Source organism: Arthrobacter sp. SX1312, assembly GCF_002929295.1.
Classification (GTDB): Bacteria; Actinomycetota; Actinomycetes; order Actinomycetales; family Micrococcaceae; genus Arthrobacter_D.
In genome coordinates this window covers 1445757-1461089 of record NZ_PJIM01000001.1, presented here as the reverse complement: position 1 = coordinate 1461089, position 15333 = coordinate 1445757, and the positions used below count along the sequence as shown (strand labels likewise).

Below are 15333 nucleotides of genomic sequence, written 5' to 3'. Positions count from 1 at the left end.
GTTTCAGCCGCGACAAGCGTGGCTGGGAAGCAATTCTTCTCAAACGTTCTAGGAGGAACCCGTGGCGAAGGCAAAGTTCGAGCGGACTAAGCCGCACGTTAACATCGGCACCATCGGTCACGTTGACCATGGAAAGACGACGTTGACGGCTGCCATTTCCAAGGTGCTGTACGACAAGTACCCCACTCTCAACGAGCAGCGTGACTTCGCGTCGATCGACTCGGCTCCCGAGGAGAAGCAGCGTGGCATCACGATCAACATCTCGCACGTCGAGTACCAGACCGAGAAGCGCCACTACGCCCACGTAGACGCCCCCGGTCACGCCGACTACATCAAGAACATGATCACCGGTGCGGCCCAGATGGACGGGGCAATCCTCGTCGTCGCAGCCACCGATGGTCCTATGGCCCAGACCCGCGAGCACGTGCTGCTCGCCCGCCAGGTCGGCGTCCCCTACCTGCTGGTCGCACTGAACAAGTCCGACATGGTCGACGACGAGGAGCTCCTCGACCTCGTCGAGATGGAAGTTCGTGAGCTGCTCAGCTCGCAGGGCTTCGACGGCGACGACGCTCCTGTCGTCCGCGTCTCCGGCCTCAAGGCCCTCGAAGGCGACCCCGAGTGGGTCAAGTCCGTCGAGGACCTCATGGAAGCCGTCGACAACAACGTCCCGGATCCCATCCGCGACAAGGACAAGCCCTTCCTGATGCCCGTCGAGGACGTCTTCACGATCACCGGTCGTGGAACCGTCGTCACGGGTCGCGCCGAGCGCGGAACCCTCGCCATCAACTCCGAGGTCGAGATCGTCGGCATCCGTCCGGTCCAGAAGACCACGGTCACCGGTATCGAGATGTTCCACAAGCAGCTCGACGAGGCCTGGGCTGGCGAGAACTGTGGTCTGCTGCTCCGCGGCATCAAGCGCGAAGACGTAGAGCGTGGACAGGTCATCGTGAAGCCGGGTTCCATCACCCCGCACACCGACTTCGAAGCCAACGTCTACATCCTGGCCAAGGACGAGGGCGGGCGTCACAACCCGTTCTACTCGAACTACCGCCCGCAGTTCTACTTCCGCACCACGGACGTGACCGGCGTCATCACCCTCCCCGAGGGCACCGAGATGGTCATGCCCGGCGACAACACCGAGATGACCGTCGAGCTGATCCAGCCGATCGCCATGGAGGACGGCCTCGGCTTCGCGATCCGCGAAGGCGGCCGCACCGTTGGTTCGGGACGTGTCACCAAGATCCTCAAGTAGTCCTCCGACTGCCTGAATGATCGTCGGAAGGGCCCCGTTGCTTCGGCAGCGGGGCCCTTCTGCGTCGACGGGTCCGGGCCGGCGGTGCCCCGCCCCCTCCTCAGGTGACGAGCTGGTGGAGGCAGAGGATGTTCCCCTCCGTGTCGGTGAACCAGGCCGCACGCATGTGGTCGTCCTCCGCGATGTGGTTCACGGTCTTCAGTCCCGGGAGGTCGTAGTCCTCGAACCTGACGCCGTTCCGTTCGAGCGAGGTCATCTCGGCGCTGAGGTCCTCGACCTCGAAGCTGAGCTCGGTATTGCCGGACGGGCTGCCGTCCGGCTTCAGCATGAGCTCGATCCCGTTGTGCCCGTCCTCGCTGAAGAAAAAGCTCCCCTCGTGCCAGGCGTTGTCGGGATGAAGGCCGAGGGTGTTCTCGTAGAAATTCCTGGCTCGATCGAGGTCCCGCACGGGCAGGACGGTCGTGGCCCTGTTGGCGCTGATCATGGCGGATCTCCTTCGTGGTGGTGGGCCAATATTCTAGGCCTTGCCCCGACGGTTTGACCGGGTCCGGTGAAGGTCGAGTAGTGCAGGTCACCCGCCCGCGCACCGGGCCGGTTCGCAATCACGGAGGCAATCTGCGACACTAGATAAGTTGTTCAAGCGCTTGCGCGTGCGGTAAGGGACCTCATCCCGGTCAGGATAATGCCTGATGCAGGGATCGAGTCCGCCGATGCGCAGCCCAAATATAATCCACCCCGCTCGGCTCGTCCGAGATCTGCGGAGCGTGTGTGTCCGGACTGTGCTTGTTTTCGCACTGCGCGACACGCCCGAGCGCGGGGGTCGGAGCCCGGCAGGGTGAGGAACCCGGAGTTCTCCGGATTCAGTCTGTTCGGGAGGCGTCGCACAACGGGCGCAGGAAATGTACGTACGTACCGGAACTGCCCAGGCAGTTATGTAGAGAGAGAGTCGAGACGCCATGGCGGGACAAAAAATCCGCATCCGGCTGAAGTCATATGACCACGAGGTCATCGATGTTTCAGCACGGAAGATCGTTGAGACGGTGACGCGCGCAGGCGCAACGGTAGTGGGCCCCGTGCCCCTGCCCACGGAGAAGAACGTTTTCGTTGTCATCCGGTCCCCGCACAAGTACAAGGACAGCCGTGAGCACTTCGAAATGCGTACTCACAAGCGTCTGATCGACATCATTGATCCCACGCCCAAGGCCGTTGATTCGCTGATGCGTCTCGACCTGCCTGCGGACGTGAACATCGAAATCAAGCTGTAAGGGAGAGCGGATACATATGTCTACTTCACTTACGCGCCAGGTCAAGGGCCTGCTGGGCGTCAAGCTCGGCATGACCCAGGTCTGGGACGAGAACAACATCCTCATCCCCGTCACCGTCGTCCAGGCGGACTCGAACGTCATCACGCAGCTCCTCAGCGAGGACAAGGACGGCTACACCGCCGTGCAGATCGGCTTCGGCCAGATCGATCCCCGCAAGGTCACCAAGCCGCTCGCCGGTCACTTCGAGAAGGCCGGCGTCACGCCGCGCCGTCACGTCGTCGAACTGCGCACCTCCGACGCCGACTCCTACTCGCTCGGCCAGGAACTCTCCGTCGAGATGTTCGAAGCCGGCCAGACGGTCGACGTCATCGGCACCACCAAGGGCAAGGGCTTCGCCGGCGTCATGAAGCGCCACGGTTTCCACGGTGTGGGAGCCTCGCACGGTGCTCACAAGAACCACCGCAAGCCCGGTTCCATCGGTGGAGCATCCACCCCCAGCCGCGTCTTCCGTGGAATGAAAATGGCAGGCCGCATGGGCGCCGTTCGTCAGACCACGCTGAATCTCCGGGTTCACGCTGTCGACGCCGAGAAGTCGCTGCTGCTGATCAAGGGTGCCGTCCCCGGCGCCCGCGGCCAGGTCGTCCTCGTACGCACCGCCGTGAAGGGAGCATAGCCAAATGGCTGCCAACACTGTAAAGGTCGATCTCCCCGCGGAGATCTTCGACGCGCAGACCAACGTGCCGTTGCTGCACCAGGTCGTCGTCGCCCAGCTTGCTGCCGCCCGCCAGGGCACGCACAAGACCAAGACCCGCGCCGAGGTCAGTGGCGCAGGCCGCAAGCCGTTCAAGCAGAAGGGAACCGGTCGTGCCCGCCAGGGTTCGATCCGCGCCCCCCACATGACCGGTGGTGGCGTCGTCCACGGGCCCACGCCCCGCGACTACAGCCAGCGCACCCCCAAGAAGATGAAGGCCGCCGCCCTGCGCGGAGCCCTCTCCGACCGGGCACGCAACGGCCGTATCCACGTCCTCGAATCCCTGGTCGCCGGCGGCAAGCCGTCGACCAAGGGCGCGATCGACACCCTGCGCGCGATCTCCGAGCGGCCCCGCCTGCTCGTGATCATCGAGCGCGCTAACGACGTCGCTGCACTCTCGGTGCGCAACGTGCCCGAGGTACACGTCCTCTACGTAGACCAGCTCAACACGTACGACGTGCTGGTCTCCGACGACGTGATCTTCACCAAGGCCGCCTACGACCAGTTCGTCGGCGCTGCTGATGTCATCACCGAGGAGGATGCCAAGTGAGCGGCACCATCGCAAAGGATCCGCGCGACGTCGTCATTGCACCCGTCGTCTCGGAGAAGAGCTACGGCCTGATCGACGAAGGCAAGTACACCTTCCTGGTAGACCCGCGCTCGAACAAGGAAGAAATCAAGCTGGCGGTCGAGAAGATCTTCTCCGTGAAGGTCGACTCGATCAACACCATCAACCGGGTTGGCAAGCGCAAGCGCACCAAGTTCGGGTGGGGCCAGCGCAAGGGCACCAAGCGTGCCATCGTGTCCCTCAAAGAGGGCTCGATCGACATCTTCGGCGGTCCGCTCTCCTGAGAGCGGAGACCACTTTAACGAGGAATTGAGTTATGGGAATCCGTAAATACAAGCCGACAACCCCGGGCCGTCGTGGCTCGAGCGTTGCCGACTTCGCTGAAATCACACGGTCGACGCCGGAAAAGTCGTTGGTCCGCCCCCTTCCCAAGAAGGGTGGACGCAACAACACCGGTAAGATCACGACCCGCCACAAGGGCGGTGGACACAAGCGTCAGTACCGTCTGATCGACTTCCGCCGCCACGACAAGGACGGCGTCGACGCCCGCGTTGCCGAGATCGAATACGATCCCAACCGCACCGCGCGCATCGCCCTCCTGCACTACGTCGACGGCACCAAGCGCTACATCATCGCGCCGAACAAGCTCAAGCAGGGCGACTTCGTCGAGGCCGGCGCCGGGGCGGACATCAAGCCCGGCAACAACCTGCCGCTGCGCAACATCCCCGTGGGTACCGTCATCCACGCCGTCGAGCTCCGCCCAGGCGGCGGCGCGAAGATGGCACGCTCCGCCGGTGCGTCGGTCCAGCTCGTCGCCAAGGAGGGCCGCTTCGCCCAGCTGCGACTGCCCTCCGGCGAGATCCGCAACGTCGACGTCCGCTGCCGCGCGACGGTCGGCGAGGTCGGCAACGCCGAGCAGTCGAACATCAACTGGGGCAAGGCCGGCCGCAACCGCTGGAAGGGCATCCGCCCGACCGTCCGTGGTGTCGCCATGAACCCGGTCGACCACCCGCACGGTGGTGGCGAGGGCAAGACCTCCGGTGGACGCCACCCGGTCAACCCCAACGGCAAGGCCGAAGGCCGCACCCGTCGCCCCAACAAAGAGAGCGACTCACTTATCGTGCGTCGCCGTCGTTCCGGCAAGAACAAGCGATAGGAGCCTGGAGACATGCCACGCAGCCTGAAGAAAGGCCCCTTCGTCGATCAGCACCTTTACGTAAAGGTCGCTCGCGAGAACGAATCGGGTACGAAGAACGTCATCAAGACGTGGTCCCGCCGCTCCATGATCGTCCCCGACATGCTCGGGCACACGATCGCGGTGCACGACGGGCGCAAGCACATCCCGGTGTTTGTCACCGAGTCGATGGTCGGGCACAAGCTCGGCGAATTCGCTCCCACGCGGACCTTCCGCGGCCATGTTAAGGACGACCGCAAGGGCAAGCGCCGCTAGGCGCTGCTCTTACGGCTAAGACGAGAGAAGGAAAGCAATGGAAGCCAAGGCTATTGCGCGTCATATCCGCGTAACGCCTATGAAGGCCCGGCGCGTCGTCAACCTTGTTCGTGGTAAGCAGGCGAATGAGGCTCTGGCTATTCTGAAGTTTGCCCCACAGGTTGCTTCGGAGCCGGTTTTCAAGGTGGTCCAGTCGGCAGTCGCCAACGCCCGCGTTCGCGCGGACCGTGACGGCGTCGCCTTCGACGAGGACAACCTCATCATCAGCGAAGCATTCGTTGATGAAGGCCCGACGATGAAGCGGTTCCGTCCGCGAGCCCAGGGCCGCGCGTTCCGCATCAACAAGCGGACCAGCCACATCACGGTTGTCGTCGCTACCCCTGAGAAAGTGGAGGTCCGCTAAGTGGGACAGAAAGTAAACCCGCACGGGTTCCGACTCGGCATCACCACCGACCACCGGTCACACTGGTTCGCCGACAGCAACAAGCCCGGCCAGCGCTACCGTGACTTCGTCCGCGAGGACATCAAGATCCGCCAGCTGATGTCGACCGGCATGGACCGCGCCGGCATCGCCAAGGTCGAGATCGAGCGCACCCGGGACCGCGTCCGCGTGGACATCCACACGGCACGCCCCGGTATCGTCATCGGCCGTCGTGGAGCAGAAGCGGACCGCATCCGCGGCGAGCTCGAGAAGCTCACGGGCAAGCAGGTCCAGCTGAACATCCTCGAGGTCAAGAACCCCGAGATCGAGGCTCAGCTCGTCGCCCAGGGCATCGCCGAGCAGCTCTCCTCCCGCGTGGCGTTCCGCCGCGCGATGAAGAAGGCCATGCAGTCCGCACAGCGTGCCGGCGCCAAGGGCATCCGTGTCCAGTGCTCCGGTCGCCTGGGTGGCGCCGAAATGAGCCGCTCGGAGTTCTACCGCGAGGGACGCGTTCCCCTGCACACGCTCCGCGCCAACATCGACTACGGCTTCTTCGAAGCGAAGACCACCTTCGGCCGCATCGGCGTGAAGGTCTGGATCTACAAGGGTGACGTCACGGCGAAGGAACTCGCGGCCCAGGCTGCAGCAGCTCCCTCCCGTGGCCGTGGCGGAGACCGTCCGGGCCGTGGCCCCGCCGGTGCCGACCGCGGAGGCGACCGTCGTCGTCGTGCGCCTGAGCGCTCCGAGGGCCAGGGTGCGTCTGCACCCGCCGAGACCGCCGCAGCCCCCGCTGCGACTGAAGGAGGACAGGCCTAAATGCTTATCCCACGTCGAGTCAGGTTCCGTAAGCAGCACCACCCGGGTCGCTCGGGCGCTGCCACGGGCGGTACCGAGGTCAGCTTCGGCGAGTGGGGTATCCAGGCTCTGAGCCCGGCATACGTCACCAACCGGCAGATCGAGTCCGCTCGTATCGCCATGACCCGCCACATCAAGCGTGGCGGCAAGGTCTGGATCAACATCTATCCGGACCGCCCGTTGACCAAGAAGCCCGCCGAGACCCGCATGGGTTCCGGTAAGGGTTCGCCCGAGTGGTGGGTGGCCAACGTCAAGCCGGGACGGGTTCTCTTCGAACTGTCCGGCGTTTCCGAAGAGGTAGCCCGCGAAGCCCTGCGCCTCGCGATCCACAAGCTGCCGTTGAAGGCACGCATCGTGCGTCGTGAGGGTGGTGAATAGTTATGGCTCTGGGTTCAAAGGAACTGGCAACAGACCAGCTGGACGGCTTCGATAAGGACCGTCTGGTGGAAGAACTGCGCAAGGCCAAGGAGGAGCTGTTCAACCTCCGTTTCCAGTCGGCCACCGGCCAGCTCGAAAGCCACGGTCGCCTTCGTTCGGTCAAGCGCGACATCGCACGCATCTACACGGTGCTGCGTGAGCGCGAACTGGGTCTCCGTCCCGAGGTCGTCGCTCCCGTCGAGGAAGCGAAGCCCGCGAAGGCGGACAAGCCCAAGAAAGCCAAGAAGGCCTCCGCGAAGGACGCACCTTCCGCGGACACCGAGGCTTCTGAGGAGGACGCCAAATGAGTGAGAAGCAGAGCGAAATGACCGTAGGAACCGAGAAGGCCGTCCACGACGCCAACTCGCGCGGCTACCGCAAGGTACGCCGTGGCTACGTCGTCTCCGACAAGATGGAAAAGACGATCGTCGTCGAGGTCGAGGACCGCGTGAAGCACGCCCTGTACGGCAAGGTGCTTCGCCGCAGCTCCAAGGTCAAGGCGCACGACGAGCAGAACAGCGCCGGCATCGGCGACATGGTCCTGATCAGCGAGACCCGCCCGCTGTCCGCCACCAAGCGGTGGCGCCTGGTGGAGATCATCGAGAAGGCCAAGTAACACCAGCACTGCACAGGGTCCGGCACCACCGGACCCGCCCCGGATGCCCCGGACGCGATTTCGCGTCCGGGGCATCTTCGCGATACCATGGGAATCTTGTCTGTCTGGTGGGCTGGCGCATGCCCTCACAAGGTCTCCTCACGGGATTTCCTCCGGGGGTTGCCTTCACACCGGGCAAATAGGCAAAAGCCCGATAATCTTGTTCGCCACGATCCACCATGTCGAAGATTTGGCATGGCCGCGCGCCCCGGGCGCGCACACGGCGAGTACCAGTATTACGGGGCCCACCCATATCCGTTCCGCAAGGCTCGATGAGAGAACCGGCGCGACGACAGGAGTAATCAGTGATTCAGCAGGAATCGCGGCTAAAGATCGCCGACAACACGGGGGCCAAGGAAATCTTGACCATCCGCGTTCTCGGAGGATCCGGGCGCCGCTACGCAGGCATCGGCGACGTCATCGTCGCCACCGTCAAGGACGCGATCCCCGGCGGCAACGTCAAGAAGGGCGACGTCGTCAAGGCGGTCATCGTCCGCACCAAGAAGGAACGCCGCCGCGCGGACGGTTCCTACATCAAGTTCGATGAGAACGCAGCAGTGATCCTGAAGAACGACGGCGACCCTCGCGGCACCCGTATCTTCGGCCCTGTCGGTCGCGAGCTCCGCGACAAGCGTTTCATGAAGATCATCTCGCTGGCGCCGGAGGTGCTGTAGTCCATGGCACAGAAGACAAAGCTCAAGATCAAGAAGGGTGACCTCGTCCAGGTCATCACCGGGGGCAAGCAGGAACGCGGCGGAGACCGCGGCAAGCAGGGCAAGGTCCTCAAGGTGTTCCCCGAGTCCAACCGCGTCCTCGTGGAAGGCATCAACCGGATCACCAAGCACACCAAGGTCGGGCAGTCGCAGCGCGGCACCACGACCGGTGGCATCGAAGTCGTCGAGGCACCCGTGCACATCAGCAACGTGGCCGTCGTCGATCCCGAGACCAAGAAGCCGACCCGCGTCGGATACCGCACCGAGACCGTCGAGCGCGACGGCCGCGAGCGCGTGGTCCGCATCCGTGTCGCCAAGTCATCAGGGAAGGATCTGTAATGACTGTCGAAACCACAGAAGCCAAGGTTCTTCCCCGCCTCAAGGCGCGCTACGCGTCCGAGATCAAGGGCGCCCTGCAGGAGCAGTTCAGCTACGCCAACGTCAACCAGGTCCCGCGCCTGGTGAAGGTCGTCGTGAACATGGGTGTCGGTGACGCCGCCAAGGACTCCAAGCTGATCGACGGAGCCGTCAAGGACCTCACCGCGATCACGGGCCAGAAGCCCCAGGTCACCAAGGCCCGCAAGTCCATCGCGCAGTTCAAGCTCCGCGAGGGAATGCCCATCGGCGCCCACGCCACCCTGCGTGGCGACCGCATGTGGGAATTCACGGACCGCCTGGTCTCCCTCGCCCTGCCCCGTATCCGCGACTTCCGCGGCCTCAACGGCAAGCAGTTCGACGGCAACGGCAACTACACCTTCGGTCTCACGGAGCAGTCCATGTTCCACGAGATCGACCAGGACCGGATCGACCGTGTCCGCGGTATGGACATCACCGTCGTCACCACCGCCAAGACCGACGCCGAGGGCCGCGCGCTCCTCAAGGCGCTTGGCTTCCCGTTCAAATCCGAAGATTAATCTAACTACGTTGCAGGTCCGCTCCGGCCGTCACTACGTGTGCCGACCGGAAACCGGAAACCGTTTCGAGGAAGGGCAAGAGCCCACATGACAATGACAGATCCTGTCGCAGACATGCTCACGCGTCTGCGCAACGCCAACTCGGCTTACCACGATTCCGTGTCCATGCCGTACAGCAAGTTGAAGGCCCGCGTCGCGGACATCCTGAAGGCCGAGGGCTACATCGCCGGCTGGAAGGAAGAGGAAGCGGAGGTCGGCAAGAAGCTGACCATCGACCTCAAGTTCGGCCCGGACCGCCAGCGTTCGATCGCCGGCATCCGCCGTATCTCCAAGCCGGGCCTGCGCGTGTACGCGAAGTCCACGAACCTGCCCCACGTGCTCGGCGGCCTCGGTATCGCCATCCTGTCCACGTCCTCCGGTCTGCTCACGGACCGCCAGGCATCCAAGAAGGGTGTAGGTGGGGAAGTCCTCGCCTACGTCTGGTAACGGGAAAGGGAAAGAAACATGTCACGTATTGGACGTCTCCCCATCACCGTTCCCGCTGGTGTCGAGGTCAATGTCAGCGGTCAAGAGGTCTCCGTCAAGGGCCCGAAGGGCGAGCTGAGCCACACGGTTCCCAGCCCCATCGAGGTCTCCCTCTCCGAGGGCACGCTCACGGTCGGCCGCCCCAACGACGAGCGCGAATCGCGTTCGCTGCACGGCCTGACCCGCACCCTCGTCTCCAACATGATCGTCGGAGTCACCGAGGGCTACAAGAAGAACCTCGAGATCGTGGGCACGGGTTACCGTGTCCAGGCCAAGGGCAGCGACCTGGAGTTCGCTCTGGGCTACAGCCACCCGGTAGCCGTCAAGGCTCCCGAGGGCATCACGCTCACCGTCGACAGCCCCACCAAGCTCTCGGTCGCAGGCATCAACAAGCAGCAGGTCGGCGAGGTCGCTGCAACCATCCGCAAGCTGCGCAAGCCTGACCCGTACAAGGGCAAGGGCATCCGCTACGCAGGCGAGATCATCCGCCGCAAGGTCGGAAAGGCTGGTAAGTAACCATGGGTCTGAGCATCAACAAGAAGCGCAGCTCGAAGAGCAAGGCCGCCTCCCGCGGACGCCGCCACCTCCGTGTACGCAAGCGCGTCTCGGGCACGGCTGTCCGCCCCCGCCTGGTCGTCAACCGTTCGGCCCGCCACGTATTCGTGCAGGTCGTCGACGACACCAGGGGCGTGACCGTCGCATCGGCGTCCACCCTCGAAGCGGACCTCCGTGCATTCGACGGTGACAAGACCGCGAAGGCCAAGCGCGTCGGCGAACTCGTGGCCGAGCGTGCCATGGCCGTCGGCGTCGAGGCAGTCGTCTTCGACCGCGGTGGCAACAAGTACCACGGTCGCGTTGCAGCCATCGCAGACGGCGCACGTGAAGGTGGGCTGGCACTGTGACCGAGGAGAACAACGCAAAGGAAGCCCCATTGAATACGGCTACAGAGCAGCCCGCGGCCGAAGCGACTTCAGCCGCAGGCGCAACGGAGACCGCGTCGGCTGACGCCAACCGCAATGCGCGCGGCAACGCCCGCGGCGGCGAGCGTGGCGGCAACGCCCGCGGTGGCGAACGTGGCGGCCGGGGTGGCCGTGACGGTCGCGACGGCGGCCGCAACGACGACAAGGACAAGTTCATCGAACGCGTCGTCACCATCAACCGTGTCGCCAAGGTCGTCAAGGGCGGCCGCCGCTTCAGCTTCACCGCCCTCGTGGTGGTCGGCGACGGCAACGGCATGGTCGGCGTCGGCTACGGAAAGGCGAAGGAAGTCCCTTCGGCCATCCAGAAGGCCGTCGAGGAAGCCAAGAAGACGATGTTCCGCGTTCCGCGCATCGGTGGCACCGTCCCGCACCTGGTGCAGGGCGAGGCAGCCGCAGGCGTCGTCCTCCTCCGTCCCGCCTCCCCGGGTACCGGCGTCATCGCCGGTGGTCCGGTGCGTGCGGTCCTGGAGTGCGTCGGCATCCACGACGTCCTCTCCAAGTCGCTCGGTTCCGCGAACGCCATCAACATCGTTCACGCGACCGTTGACGCGCTGAAGCGCCTCGAGGAGCCCCAGGCCGTCGCGGCACGCCGTGGCCTGCCCCTCGACGAGGTCGCATCCCACCAGATGCTGCGCGCAATCGCAGCTCAGAAGGCAGGTGCGTGATGACCGCGATCACCCCGAAGAAGGTGCCCGTGAGCTCGGCGAAGCTCTCGATCACCCAGATCAAGTCCGCCATCGGCGGCAAGCAGAACCAGCGCGACACGCTGCGGTCGCTCGGCCTGAAGCGGATCGGCCACACCGTGGTCCGTGAAGCCGATGCCGTCACCGTCGGCATGATCAACACGGTTCCGCACCTCTTGAAGGTTGAGGAGGCCAACTAATGGCAGACAAGAACATCGCGGCTCCGGCCGCGACCGAGGCAAAAGCAGAGCGCGTCCACGCCCTGAAGGTCCACCACCTGCGTCCCGCACCCGGAGCCAAGACGGCGAAGACCCGTGTCGGCCGTGGTGAGGGCTCGAAGGGTAAGACCGCAGGCCGTGGTACCAAGGGAACCGCAGCGCGCTACCAGGTGAAGGCAGGATTCGCCGGCGGCCAGCTGCCGCTGCACATGCGTCTTCCCAAGCTGCGCGGCTTCAAGAACCCGTTCCGCGTCGAGTTCCAGGTCGTGAACCTGGACAAGCTCTCCGAGCTCTACCCCGATGGCGGCGACGTCACGGTGGAGAGCCTGGTGGCGAACGGCGCCGTCCGCAAGAACCAGCCCGTCAAGGTGCTGGGGACCGGCGACATCACGGTGGCCGTGAACGTGTCGGCCGACGCCTTCTCCGCATCCGCTGCAGAGAAGATCGTCGCAGCAGGCGGCACCGTCACCGAACTGTAGGTCCTCTGCCGACCCTCCACCGCGCCGCCGGGGGAGGGTCGGCTGTGATCTACCGCATCAAGGAACTAGACTTCTGGTGGGCAGGGCTGGATCAGCCCACCAGGAGTCTTTTTTCGGCTTACGCCACCCACCACCCGCGGGAAGTCCCGCAGCCATGACCAACCGTTAGACTCGGTTGTTGTGTACGGTCCGCGCCAGGACCAACAGACCTTCAGGAGGACGCTTGCTAAGCGCTATTGGCCGGGCATTCCGGACGCCAGACTTGCGGCGCAAGCTGTTGTTCACGCTGGGAATCATCACCATCTTCCGCCTCGGGGCGTTCATCCCCGCCCCGGGCGTCGACTACGGCAACGTCCAGGAGTGCCTGGCCCTCGGCAACACCGAGGGTGGTCTGTACCAGTTCGTGAACCTCTTCAGCGGCGGAGCGCTGCTCCAGGTCTCGATCTTCGCCCTGGGCATCATGCCGTACATCACCGCCAGCATCATCACGCAGCTCCTCCGCGTGGTCATTCCCCGCTTCCAGGAGCTGCACCAGGAAGGCGCGCAGGGCCAGTCACAGTTGACCCAGTACACGCGCTACCTGACGATCGCCCTGGGGCTCCTCAACGCCACCACCCTCGTCTCGCTCGCCCGTTCGGGCGCGCTGCTCGGCAACTGCCCGGTGCCCATCATCCCGGACGACTCGCTGGTCACCATCCTGCTGCTCATCCTCACGCTGACCGCGGGAACCGGCCTCATCATGTGGATGGGCGAGCTCATCACCGAGCGGGGCGTCGGCAACGGCATGTCGCTGCTCATCTTCACCGCGATCGCCGCCGGTTTCCCCACCTCGCTGGGCGAGATCTTCCGCACCCAGGGCGCCATGGTCTTCACCTTCGTCCTGCTGATGGGCGTCGTCGTCGTCGCCCTCGTGATCTTCGTGGAGCAGTCGCAGCGCCGCATCCCGGTCCAGTACGCCAAGCGCATGGTCGGGCGCCGCACCCTCGGCGGCAGCAGCACCTACATCCCGATCAAGGTCAACATGGCCGGCGTCATCCCCGTGATCTTCGCGTCCTCGATGCTGTACCTGCCCAGCCTGATCGCTCAGTTCAACACCCCCCAGGACGGCAGCGCGCCGGCCGGATGGGTCAACTGGATCTCCACCTACCTGACCAGCGGCGACCACCCGCTGTACATGGCGATGTACTTCCTGCTGATCGTCTTCTTCACCTACTTCTACGTCGCGATCACCTTCAATCCGGACGAGGTGTCCGAGAACATGAAGAAGTACGGCGGCTTCATCCCGGGCATCCGTGCGGGACGCCCGACGGCGGAGTACCTGCAGTACGTGCTCTCGCGCATCACGCTCCCGGGCGCCATCTACCTCGGGCTCGTGGCACTGATCCCGCTGATCGCCCTCGTGGCCATCGGCGCCAACCAGAACTTCCCGTTCGGCGGCACCTCGATCCTGATCATGGTGGGTGTGGGCCTCGAGACGGTGAAGCAGATCGACGCTCAGCTCCAGCAGCGTCACTACGAAGGGTTGTTGCGTTGACGAGAATGCTGATCATCGGTCCCCCCGGGTCCGGTAAGGGAACCCAGGCCGCGCGGATCTCCGAGCGCCTCGGGGTGGTGGCCATCTCGACGGGCGACATCTTCCGTGACAACGTCAAGCGGGAGACCCCGCTCGGGGTCGAGGCGAAGACGTTCATGGACGCCGGCGACTTCGTTCCCGACAGCGTCACGAACCGCATGGTGCGCGACCGGCTCGCCGCCGACGACGTCCAGGAGGGCTTCCTCCTCGACGGCTACCCGCGCACCGCCTCGCAGGTCGCGGAACTGGACGACATCCTCCGCGAGAACGAGCTCGCGCTCGACGTGGTGCTCCAGCTCACCGCCGACGACGAGGAGCTCGTCAGGCGCCTCCTCGGCCGGGCCGAGCTGGACGGCCGGTCGGACGACAACGAGCAGGTCATCCGGCACCGCCTCGGCCTGTACCACGACCAGACCGCGCCGGTCGTGTCCCGGTACGACGAGCGCGGGATCGTCACCCGGGTGGACGGCATCGGGACCATCGACGAGGTCACCGACCGAGTCATGACCGCCCTCAAAGTCGCACGCTAGGACGTCCCCATGTTCCGCCAGCCCAAGATCGAGTACAAGACCACCGAGCAGATGCTCGTGATGCGTGACGCCGGACTGGTGCTGGCGAAGGCCCTCGACCGTGCGGTCGACGCCGCCGCCGTGGGGGTCACGACCGCCCAGCTGAACACCGTGTTCGAGGAGGTCCTCCGCGAGGAGGGCGCGACCTCGAACTTCCTCGGCTATCACGGCTTCCCGGCGAGCATCTGCACCTCGGTCAACGCGGAGGTGGTCCACGGGATCCCCGGGAACTACATCCTGCAGGACGGGGACATCCTCTCGATCGACGGCGGCGCCGTCGTCCGCGGCTGGCACTCGGACTCCGCCCGCACCGTCATCGTGGGCACACCCCGCCCGGAGGATGTACGCCTCTCCGAGGTGACGGAGGAGGCGATGTGGCATGGCATCGCCGCCCTGGCGACCGCGCGGTTCGTCGGAGACATCGGCGCCGCGATCGACGACTACGTGTCGTCCGTCCCCGGCCCGGCACTCGGGATCCTCGAGGACTACGTGGGACACGGCATCGGCACGCAGATGCACCAGGCGCCCGACGTCCTCAATTTCCGCAGCGCCAACCGGGGCCCGAAGGTCCGGCCCGGGCTGTGCCTGGCGATCGAGCCCATGCTCGTGCAGGGCGGCCTCGAGACCGCCGTACTGGACGACGACTGGACGGTCGTCACGACGGACGGCAAGCGCGCATCCCAGTGGGAGCACAGTGTGGCCGTCCACGACGGCGGCATCTGGGTCCTCTCGGCACCCGACGGGGGAGCGTCCCGGCTCGAGCCGCTCGGTGTGACGCCGGCGCCCCTCGCCGGATGACCGCGGCCCCCACGTAGACGGCAGCACGAACACCGAAGGTCCCGCACACCCGTGCGGGGCCTTCGCCGTTCCGCCACGGTCGCAGGGCGATTTAACTATCGCCGGGCGGTAGCGTATCGTTGTCTGTTGGTTGTCTCTGCTTTTCATGCCCAATGGGCCATGGAGACCTGCCCGTCAGCGGAGCCCCGGCTCCCGCGGGGTCAGACAATCAAAACCCTGAACCCGCCCGTCACGCAAGTGGTGGGCA

Annotated in this window: 25 protein-coding genes; 24 read left to right on the top strand and 1 reads right to left on the bottom strand. The window is 65.0% G+C overall.

The genetic code is table 11. From position 1 onward, the window contains the following. The first annotated feature begins 61 nt into the window (after positions 1-61). Complete coding sequence (gene tuf / locus CXQ92_RS06920; RefSeq protein ID WP_104166383.1) at positions 62-1252, top strand: elongation factor Tu; 1191 nt, start codon at positions 62-64, stop codon at positions 1250-1252. Between the two features lie 100 nt (positions 1253-1352). On the opposite strand, the gene CXQ92_RS06915 is transcribed toward tuf, so the two are convergent. Continuing rightward, entirely contained in the window at positions 1353-1736 is a 384-nt protein-coding gene (locus CXQ92_RS06915; RefSeq protein WP_104166381.1) for a VOC family protein, read from the bottom strand. Positions 1737-2208: 472 nt separating this feature from the next. Between CXQ92_RS06915 and rpsJ the strand changes: the two genes are divergently transcribed. The 23 genes from rpsJ (at position 2209) to map (ending at position 15086) form a co-directional block, all read left to right on the top strand. Then, positions 2209-2517, top strand: a complete 309-nt coding sequence (gene rpsJ, locus CXQ92_RS06910) for a 30S ribosomal protein S10 (RefSeq protein WP_026531952.1) — start codon at positions 2209-2211, stop codon at positions 2515-2517. Between the two features lie 16 nt (positions 2518-2533). After that, positions 2534-3190, top strand: a complete 657-nt coding sequence (rplC, locus tag CXQ92_RS06905; protein ID WP_104166379.1) for a 50S ribosomal protein L3 — start codon at positions 2534-2536, stop codon at positions 3188-3190. A 4-nt stretch (positions 3191-3194) separates the two neighbouring features. Beyond that, a complete protein-coding gene (gene rplD / locus CXQ92_RS06900) occupies positions 3195-3818 on the top strand; it encodes a 50S ribosomal protein L4 (RefSeq protein ID WP_104166377.1) in 624 nt (207 codons plus the stop codon). Next, positions 3815-4120 carry a 50S ribosomal protein L23 gene (rplW, locus tag CXQ92_RS06895; RefSeq protein ID WP_026531955.1) on the top strand — a complete coding sequence of 102 codons (306 nt, stop codon included), beginning with the start codon at positions 3815-3817 and terminating at the stop codon, positions 4118-4120. The genes rplD and rplW overlap by 4 nt, the downstream gene beginning before the upstream one ends. 32 nt (positions 4121-4152) lie before the next feature. Then, the gene (rplB, locus tag CXQ92_RS06890) at positions 4153-4992 is read left to right on the top strand and encodes a 50S ribosomal protein L2 (protein ID WP_104121367.1); all 840 of its coding nucleotides are present in this window, start codon (positions 4153-4155) and stop codon (positions 4990-4992) included. A gap of 12 nt (positions 4993-5004) precedes the next feature. Further along, positions 5005-5286, top strand: coding sequence for a 30S ribosomal protein S19 (gene rpsS / locus CXQ92_RS06885; RefSeq protein WP_026549122.1), 282 nt, complete (start codon positions 5005-5007; stop codon positions 5284-5286). A gap of 37 nt (positions 5287-5323) precedes the next feature. Next, positions 5324-5689: a 50S ribosomal protein L22 gene (gene rplV / locus CXQ92_RS06880; RefSeq protein WP_087030095.1), complete on the top strand. Its 366-nt coding sequence runs from the start codon at positions 5324-5326 to the stop codon at positions 5687-5689. After that, on the top strand, positions 5690-6523 hold the full coding sequence (gene rpsC / locus CXQ92_RS06875; RefSeq protein WP_043440623.1) for a 30S ribosomal protein S3: 834 nt from the start codon (positions 5690-5692) through the stop codon (positions 6521-6523). After that, positions 6524-6940: a 50S ribosomal protein L16 gene (gene rplP / locus CXQ92_RS06870; protein WP_043440626.1), complete on the top strand. Its 417-nt coding sequence runs from the start codon at positions 6524-6526 to the stop codon at positions 6938-6940. It begins immediately after the preceding gene. Between the two features lie 2 nt (positions 6941-6942). Next, entirely contained in the window at positions 6943-7287 is a 345-nt protein-coding gene (gene rpmC, locus CXQ92_RS06865; RefSeq protein WP_043440628.1) for a 50S ribosomal protein L29, read from the top strand. A gap of 17 nt (positions 7288-7304) precedes the next feature. After that, on the top strand, positions 7305-7595 hold the full coding sequence (rpsQ, locus tag CXQ92_RS06860; protein WP_104166814.1) for a 30S ribosomal protein S17: 291 nt from the start codon (positions 7305-7307) through the stop codon (positions 7593-7595). A 344-nt stretch (positions 7596-7939) separates the two neighbouring features. Beyond that, positions 7940-8308 carry a 50S ribosomal protein L14 gene (rplN, locus tag CXQ92_RS06855; RefSeq protein WP_026549116.1) on the top strand — a complete coding sequence of 123 codons (369 nt, stop codon included), beginning with the start codon at positions 7940-7942 and terminating at the stop codon, positions 8306-8308. A gap of 3 nt (positions 8309-8311) precedes the next feature. Next, complete coding sequence (rplX, locus tag CXQ92_RS06850) at positions 8312-8686, top strand: 50S ribosomal protein L24 (protein ID WP_104166375.1); 375 nt, start codon at positions 8312-8314, stop codon at positions 8684-8686. Continuing rightward, positions 8686-9261 carry a 50S ribosomal protein L5 gene (rplE, locus tag CXQ92_RS06845; protein WP_104166373.1) on the top strand — a complete coding sequence of 192 codons (576 nt, stop codon included), beginning with the start codon at positions 8686-8688 and terminating at the stop codon, positions 9259-9261. The genes rplX and rplE overlap by 1 nt, the downstream gene beginning before the upstream one ends. A gap of 87 nt (positions 9262-9348) precedes the next feature. Continuing rightward, the gene (gene rpsH, locus CXQ92_RS06840) at positions 9349-9747 is read left to right on the top strand and encodes a 30S ribosomal protein S8 (RefSeq protein ID WP_043440638.1); all 399 of its coding nucleotides are present in this window, start codon (positions 9349-9351) and stop codon (positions 9745-9747) included. 18 nt (positions 9748-9765) lie between these two features. Continuing rightward, positions 9766-10302: a 50S ribosomal protein L6 gene (gene rplF, locus CXQ92_RS06835; RefSeq protein ID WP_104166371.1), complete on the top strand. Its 537-nt coding sequence runs from the start codon at positions 9766-9768 to the stop codon at positions 10300-10302. Positions 10303-10304: 2 nt separating this feature from the next. After that, positions 10305-10688: a 50S ribosomal protein L18 gene (gene rplR, locus CXQ92_RS06830; RefSeq protein ID WP_104166369.1), complete on the top strand. Its 384-nt coding sequence runs from the start codon at positions 10305-10307 to the stop codon at positions 10686-10688. A 29-nt stretch (positions 10689-10717) separates the two neighbouring features. Continuing rightward, positions 10718-11431: a 30S ribosomal protein S5 gene (rpsE, locus tag CXQ92_RS06825; RefSeq protein WP_258069769.1), complete on the top strand. Its 714-nt coding sequence runs from the start codon at positions 10718-10720 to the stop codon at positions 11429-11431. Then, a complete protein-coding gene (rpmD, locus tag CXQ92_RS06820; RefSeq protein WP_104166365.1) occupies positions 11431-11649 on the top strand; it encodes a 50S ribosomal protein L30 in 219 nt (72 codons plus the stop codon). The genes rpsE and rpmD overlap by 1 nt, the downstream gene beginning before the upstream one ends. Continuing rightward, positions 11649-12146 (top strand): 50S ribosomal protein L15, encoded by a 498-nt coding sequence (gene rplO / locus CXQ92_RS06815; RefSeq protein ID WP_104166363.1) that lies wholly within the window; start codon positions 11649-11651, stop codon positions 12144-12146. The genes rpmD and rplO overlap by 1 nt, the downstream gene beginning before the upstream one ends. A gap of 223 nt (positions 12147-12369) precedes the next feature. After that, positions 12370-13680, top strand: coding sequence for a preprotein translocase subunit SecY (gene secY / locus CXQ92_RS06810; RefSeq protein WP_104166361.1), 1311 nt, complete (start codon positions 12370-12372; stop codon positions 13678-13680). Positions 13681-13685: 5 nt separating this feature from the next. Further along, positions 13686-14249: an adenylate kinase gene (locus CXQ92_RS06805; protein WP_104166359.1), complete on the top strand. Its 564-nt coding sequence runs from the start codon at positions 13686-13688 to the stop codon at positions 14247-14249. 9 nt (positions 14250-14258) lie between these two features. After that, a complete protein-coding gene (gene map, locus CXQ92_RS06800; RefSeq protein WP_104166357.1) occupies positions 14259-15086 on the top strand; it encodes a type I methionyl aminopeptidase in 828 nt (275 codons plus the stop codon). The last annotated feature ends 247 nt before the right edge of the window (positions 15087-15333 follow it).

Bases quoted from the DNA above. Each gene is read 5' to 3' on its own strand.
- rplF (WP_104166371.1), top strand. From the start codon at position 9,766: ATGTCACGTATTGGACGTCTCCCCATCACCGTTCCCGCTGGTGTCGAG.
- rpmC (WP_043440628.1), top strand. From the start codon at position 6,943: ATGGCTCTGGGTTCAAAGGAACTGGCAACAGACCAGCTGGACGGCTTC.
- rplO (WP_104166363.1), top strand. From the start codon at position 11,649: ATGGCAGACAAGAACATCGCGGCTCCGGCCGCGACCGAGGCAAAAGCA.
- rpmD (WP_104166365.1), top strand. From the start codon at position 11,431: ATGACCGCGATCACCCCGAAGAAGGTGCCCGTGAGCTCGGCGAAGCTC.
- rplV (WP_087030095.1), top strand. From the start codon at position 5,324: ATGGAAGCCAAGGCTATTGCGCGTCATATCCGCGTAACGCCTATGAAG.
- rpsH (WP_043440638.1), top strand. From the start codon at position 9,349: ATGACAATGACAGATCCTGTCGCAGACATGCTCACGCGTCTGCGCAAC.
- rpsJ (WP_026531952.1), top strand. From the start codon at position 2,209: ATGGCGGGACAAAAAATCCGCATCCGGCTGAAGTCATATGACCACGAG.
- rplR (WP_104166369.1), top strand. From the start codon at position 10,305: ATGGGTCTGAGCATCAACAAGAAGCGCAGCTCGAAGAGCAAGGCCGCC.
- rplX (WP_104166375.1), top strand. From the start codon at position 8,312: ATGGCACAGAAGACAAAGCTCAAGATCAAGAAGGGTGACCTCGTCCAG.
- CXQ92_RS06915 (WP_104166381.1), bottom strand. From the start codon at position 1,736: ATGATCAGCGCCAACAGGGCCACGACCGTCCTGCCCGTGCGGGACCTC.
- CXQ92_RS06805 (WP_104166359.1), top strand. From the start codon at position 13,686: ATGCTGATCATCGGTCCCCCCGGGTCCGGTAAGGGAACCCAGGCCGCG.
- rplB (WP_104121367.1), top strand. From the start codon at position 4,153: ATGGGAATCCGTAAATACAAGCCGACAACCCCGGGCCGTCGTGGCTCG.
- map (WP_104166357.1), top strand. From the start codon at position 14,259: ATGTTCCGCCAGCCCAAGATCGAGTACAAGACCACCGAGCAGATGCTC.
- rplD (WP_104166377.1), top strand. From the start codon at position 3,195: ATGGCTGCCAACACTGTAAAGGTCGATCTCCCCGCGGAGATCTTCGAC.
- rplP (WP_043440626.1), top strand. From the start codon at position 6,524: ATGCTTATCCCACGTCGAGTCAGGTTCCGTAAGCAGCACCACCCGGGT.
- rpsQ (WP_104166814.1), top strand. From the start codon at position 7,305: ATGACCGTAGGAACCGAGAAGGCCGTCCACGACGCCAACTCGCGCGGC.
- rplE (WP_104166373.1), top strand. From the start codon at position 8,686: ATGACTGTCGAAACCACAGAAGCCAAGGTTCTTCCCCGCCTCAAGGCG.
- rplC (WP_104166379.1), top strand. From the start codon at position 2,534: ATGTCTACTTCACTTACGCGCCAGGTCAAGGGCCTGCTGGGCGTCAAG.
- rpsS (WP_026549122.1), top strand. From the start codon at position 5,005: ATGCCACGCAGCCTGAAGAAAGGCCCCTTCGTCGATCAGCACCTTTAC.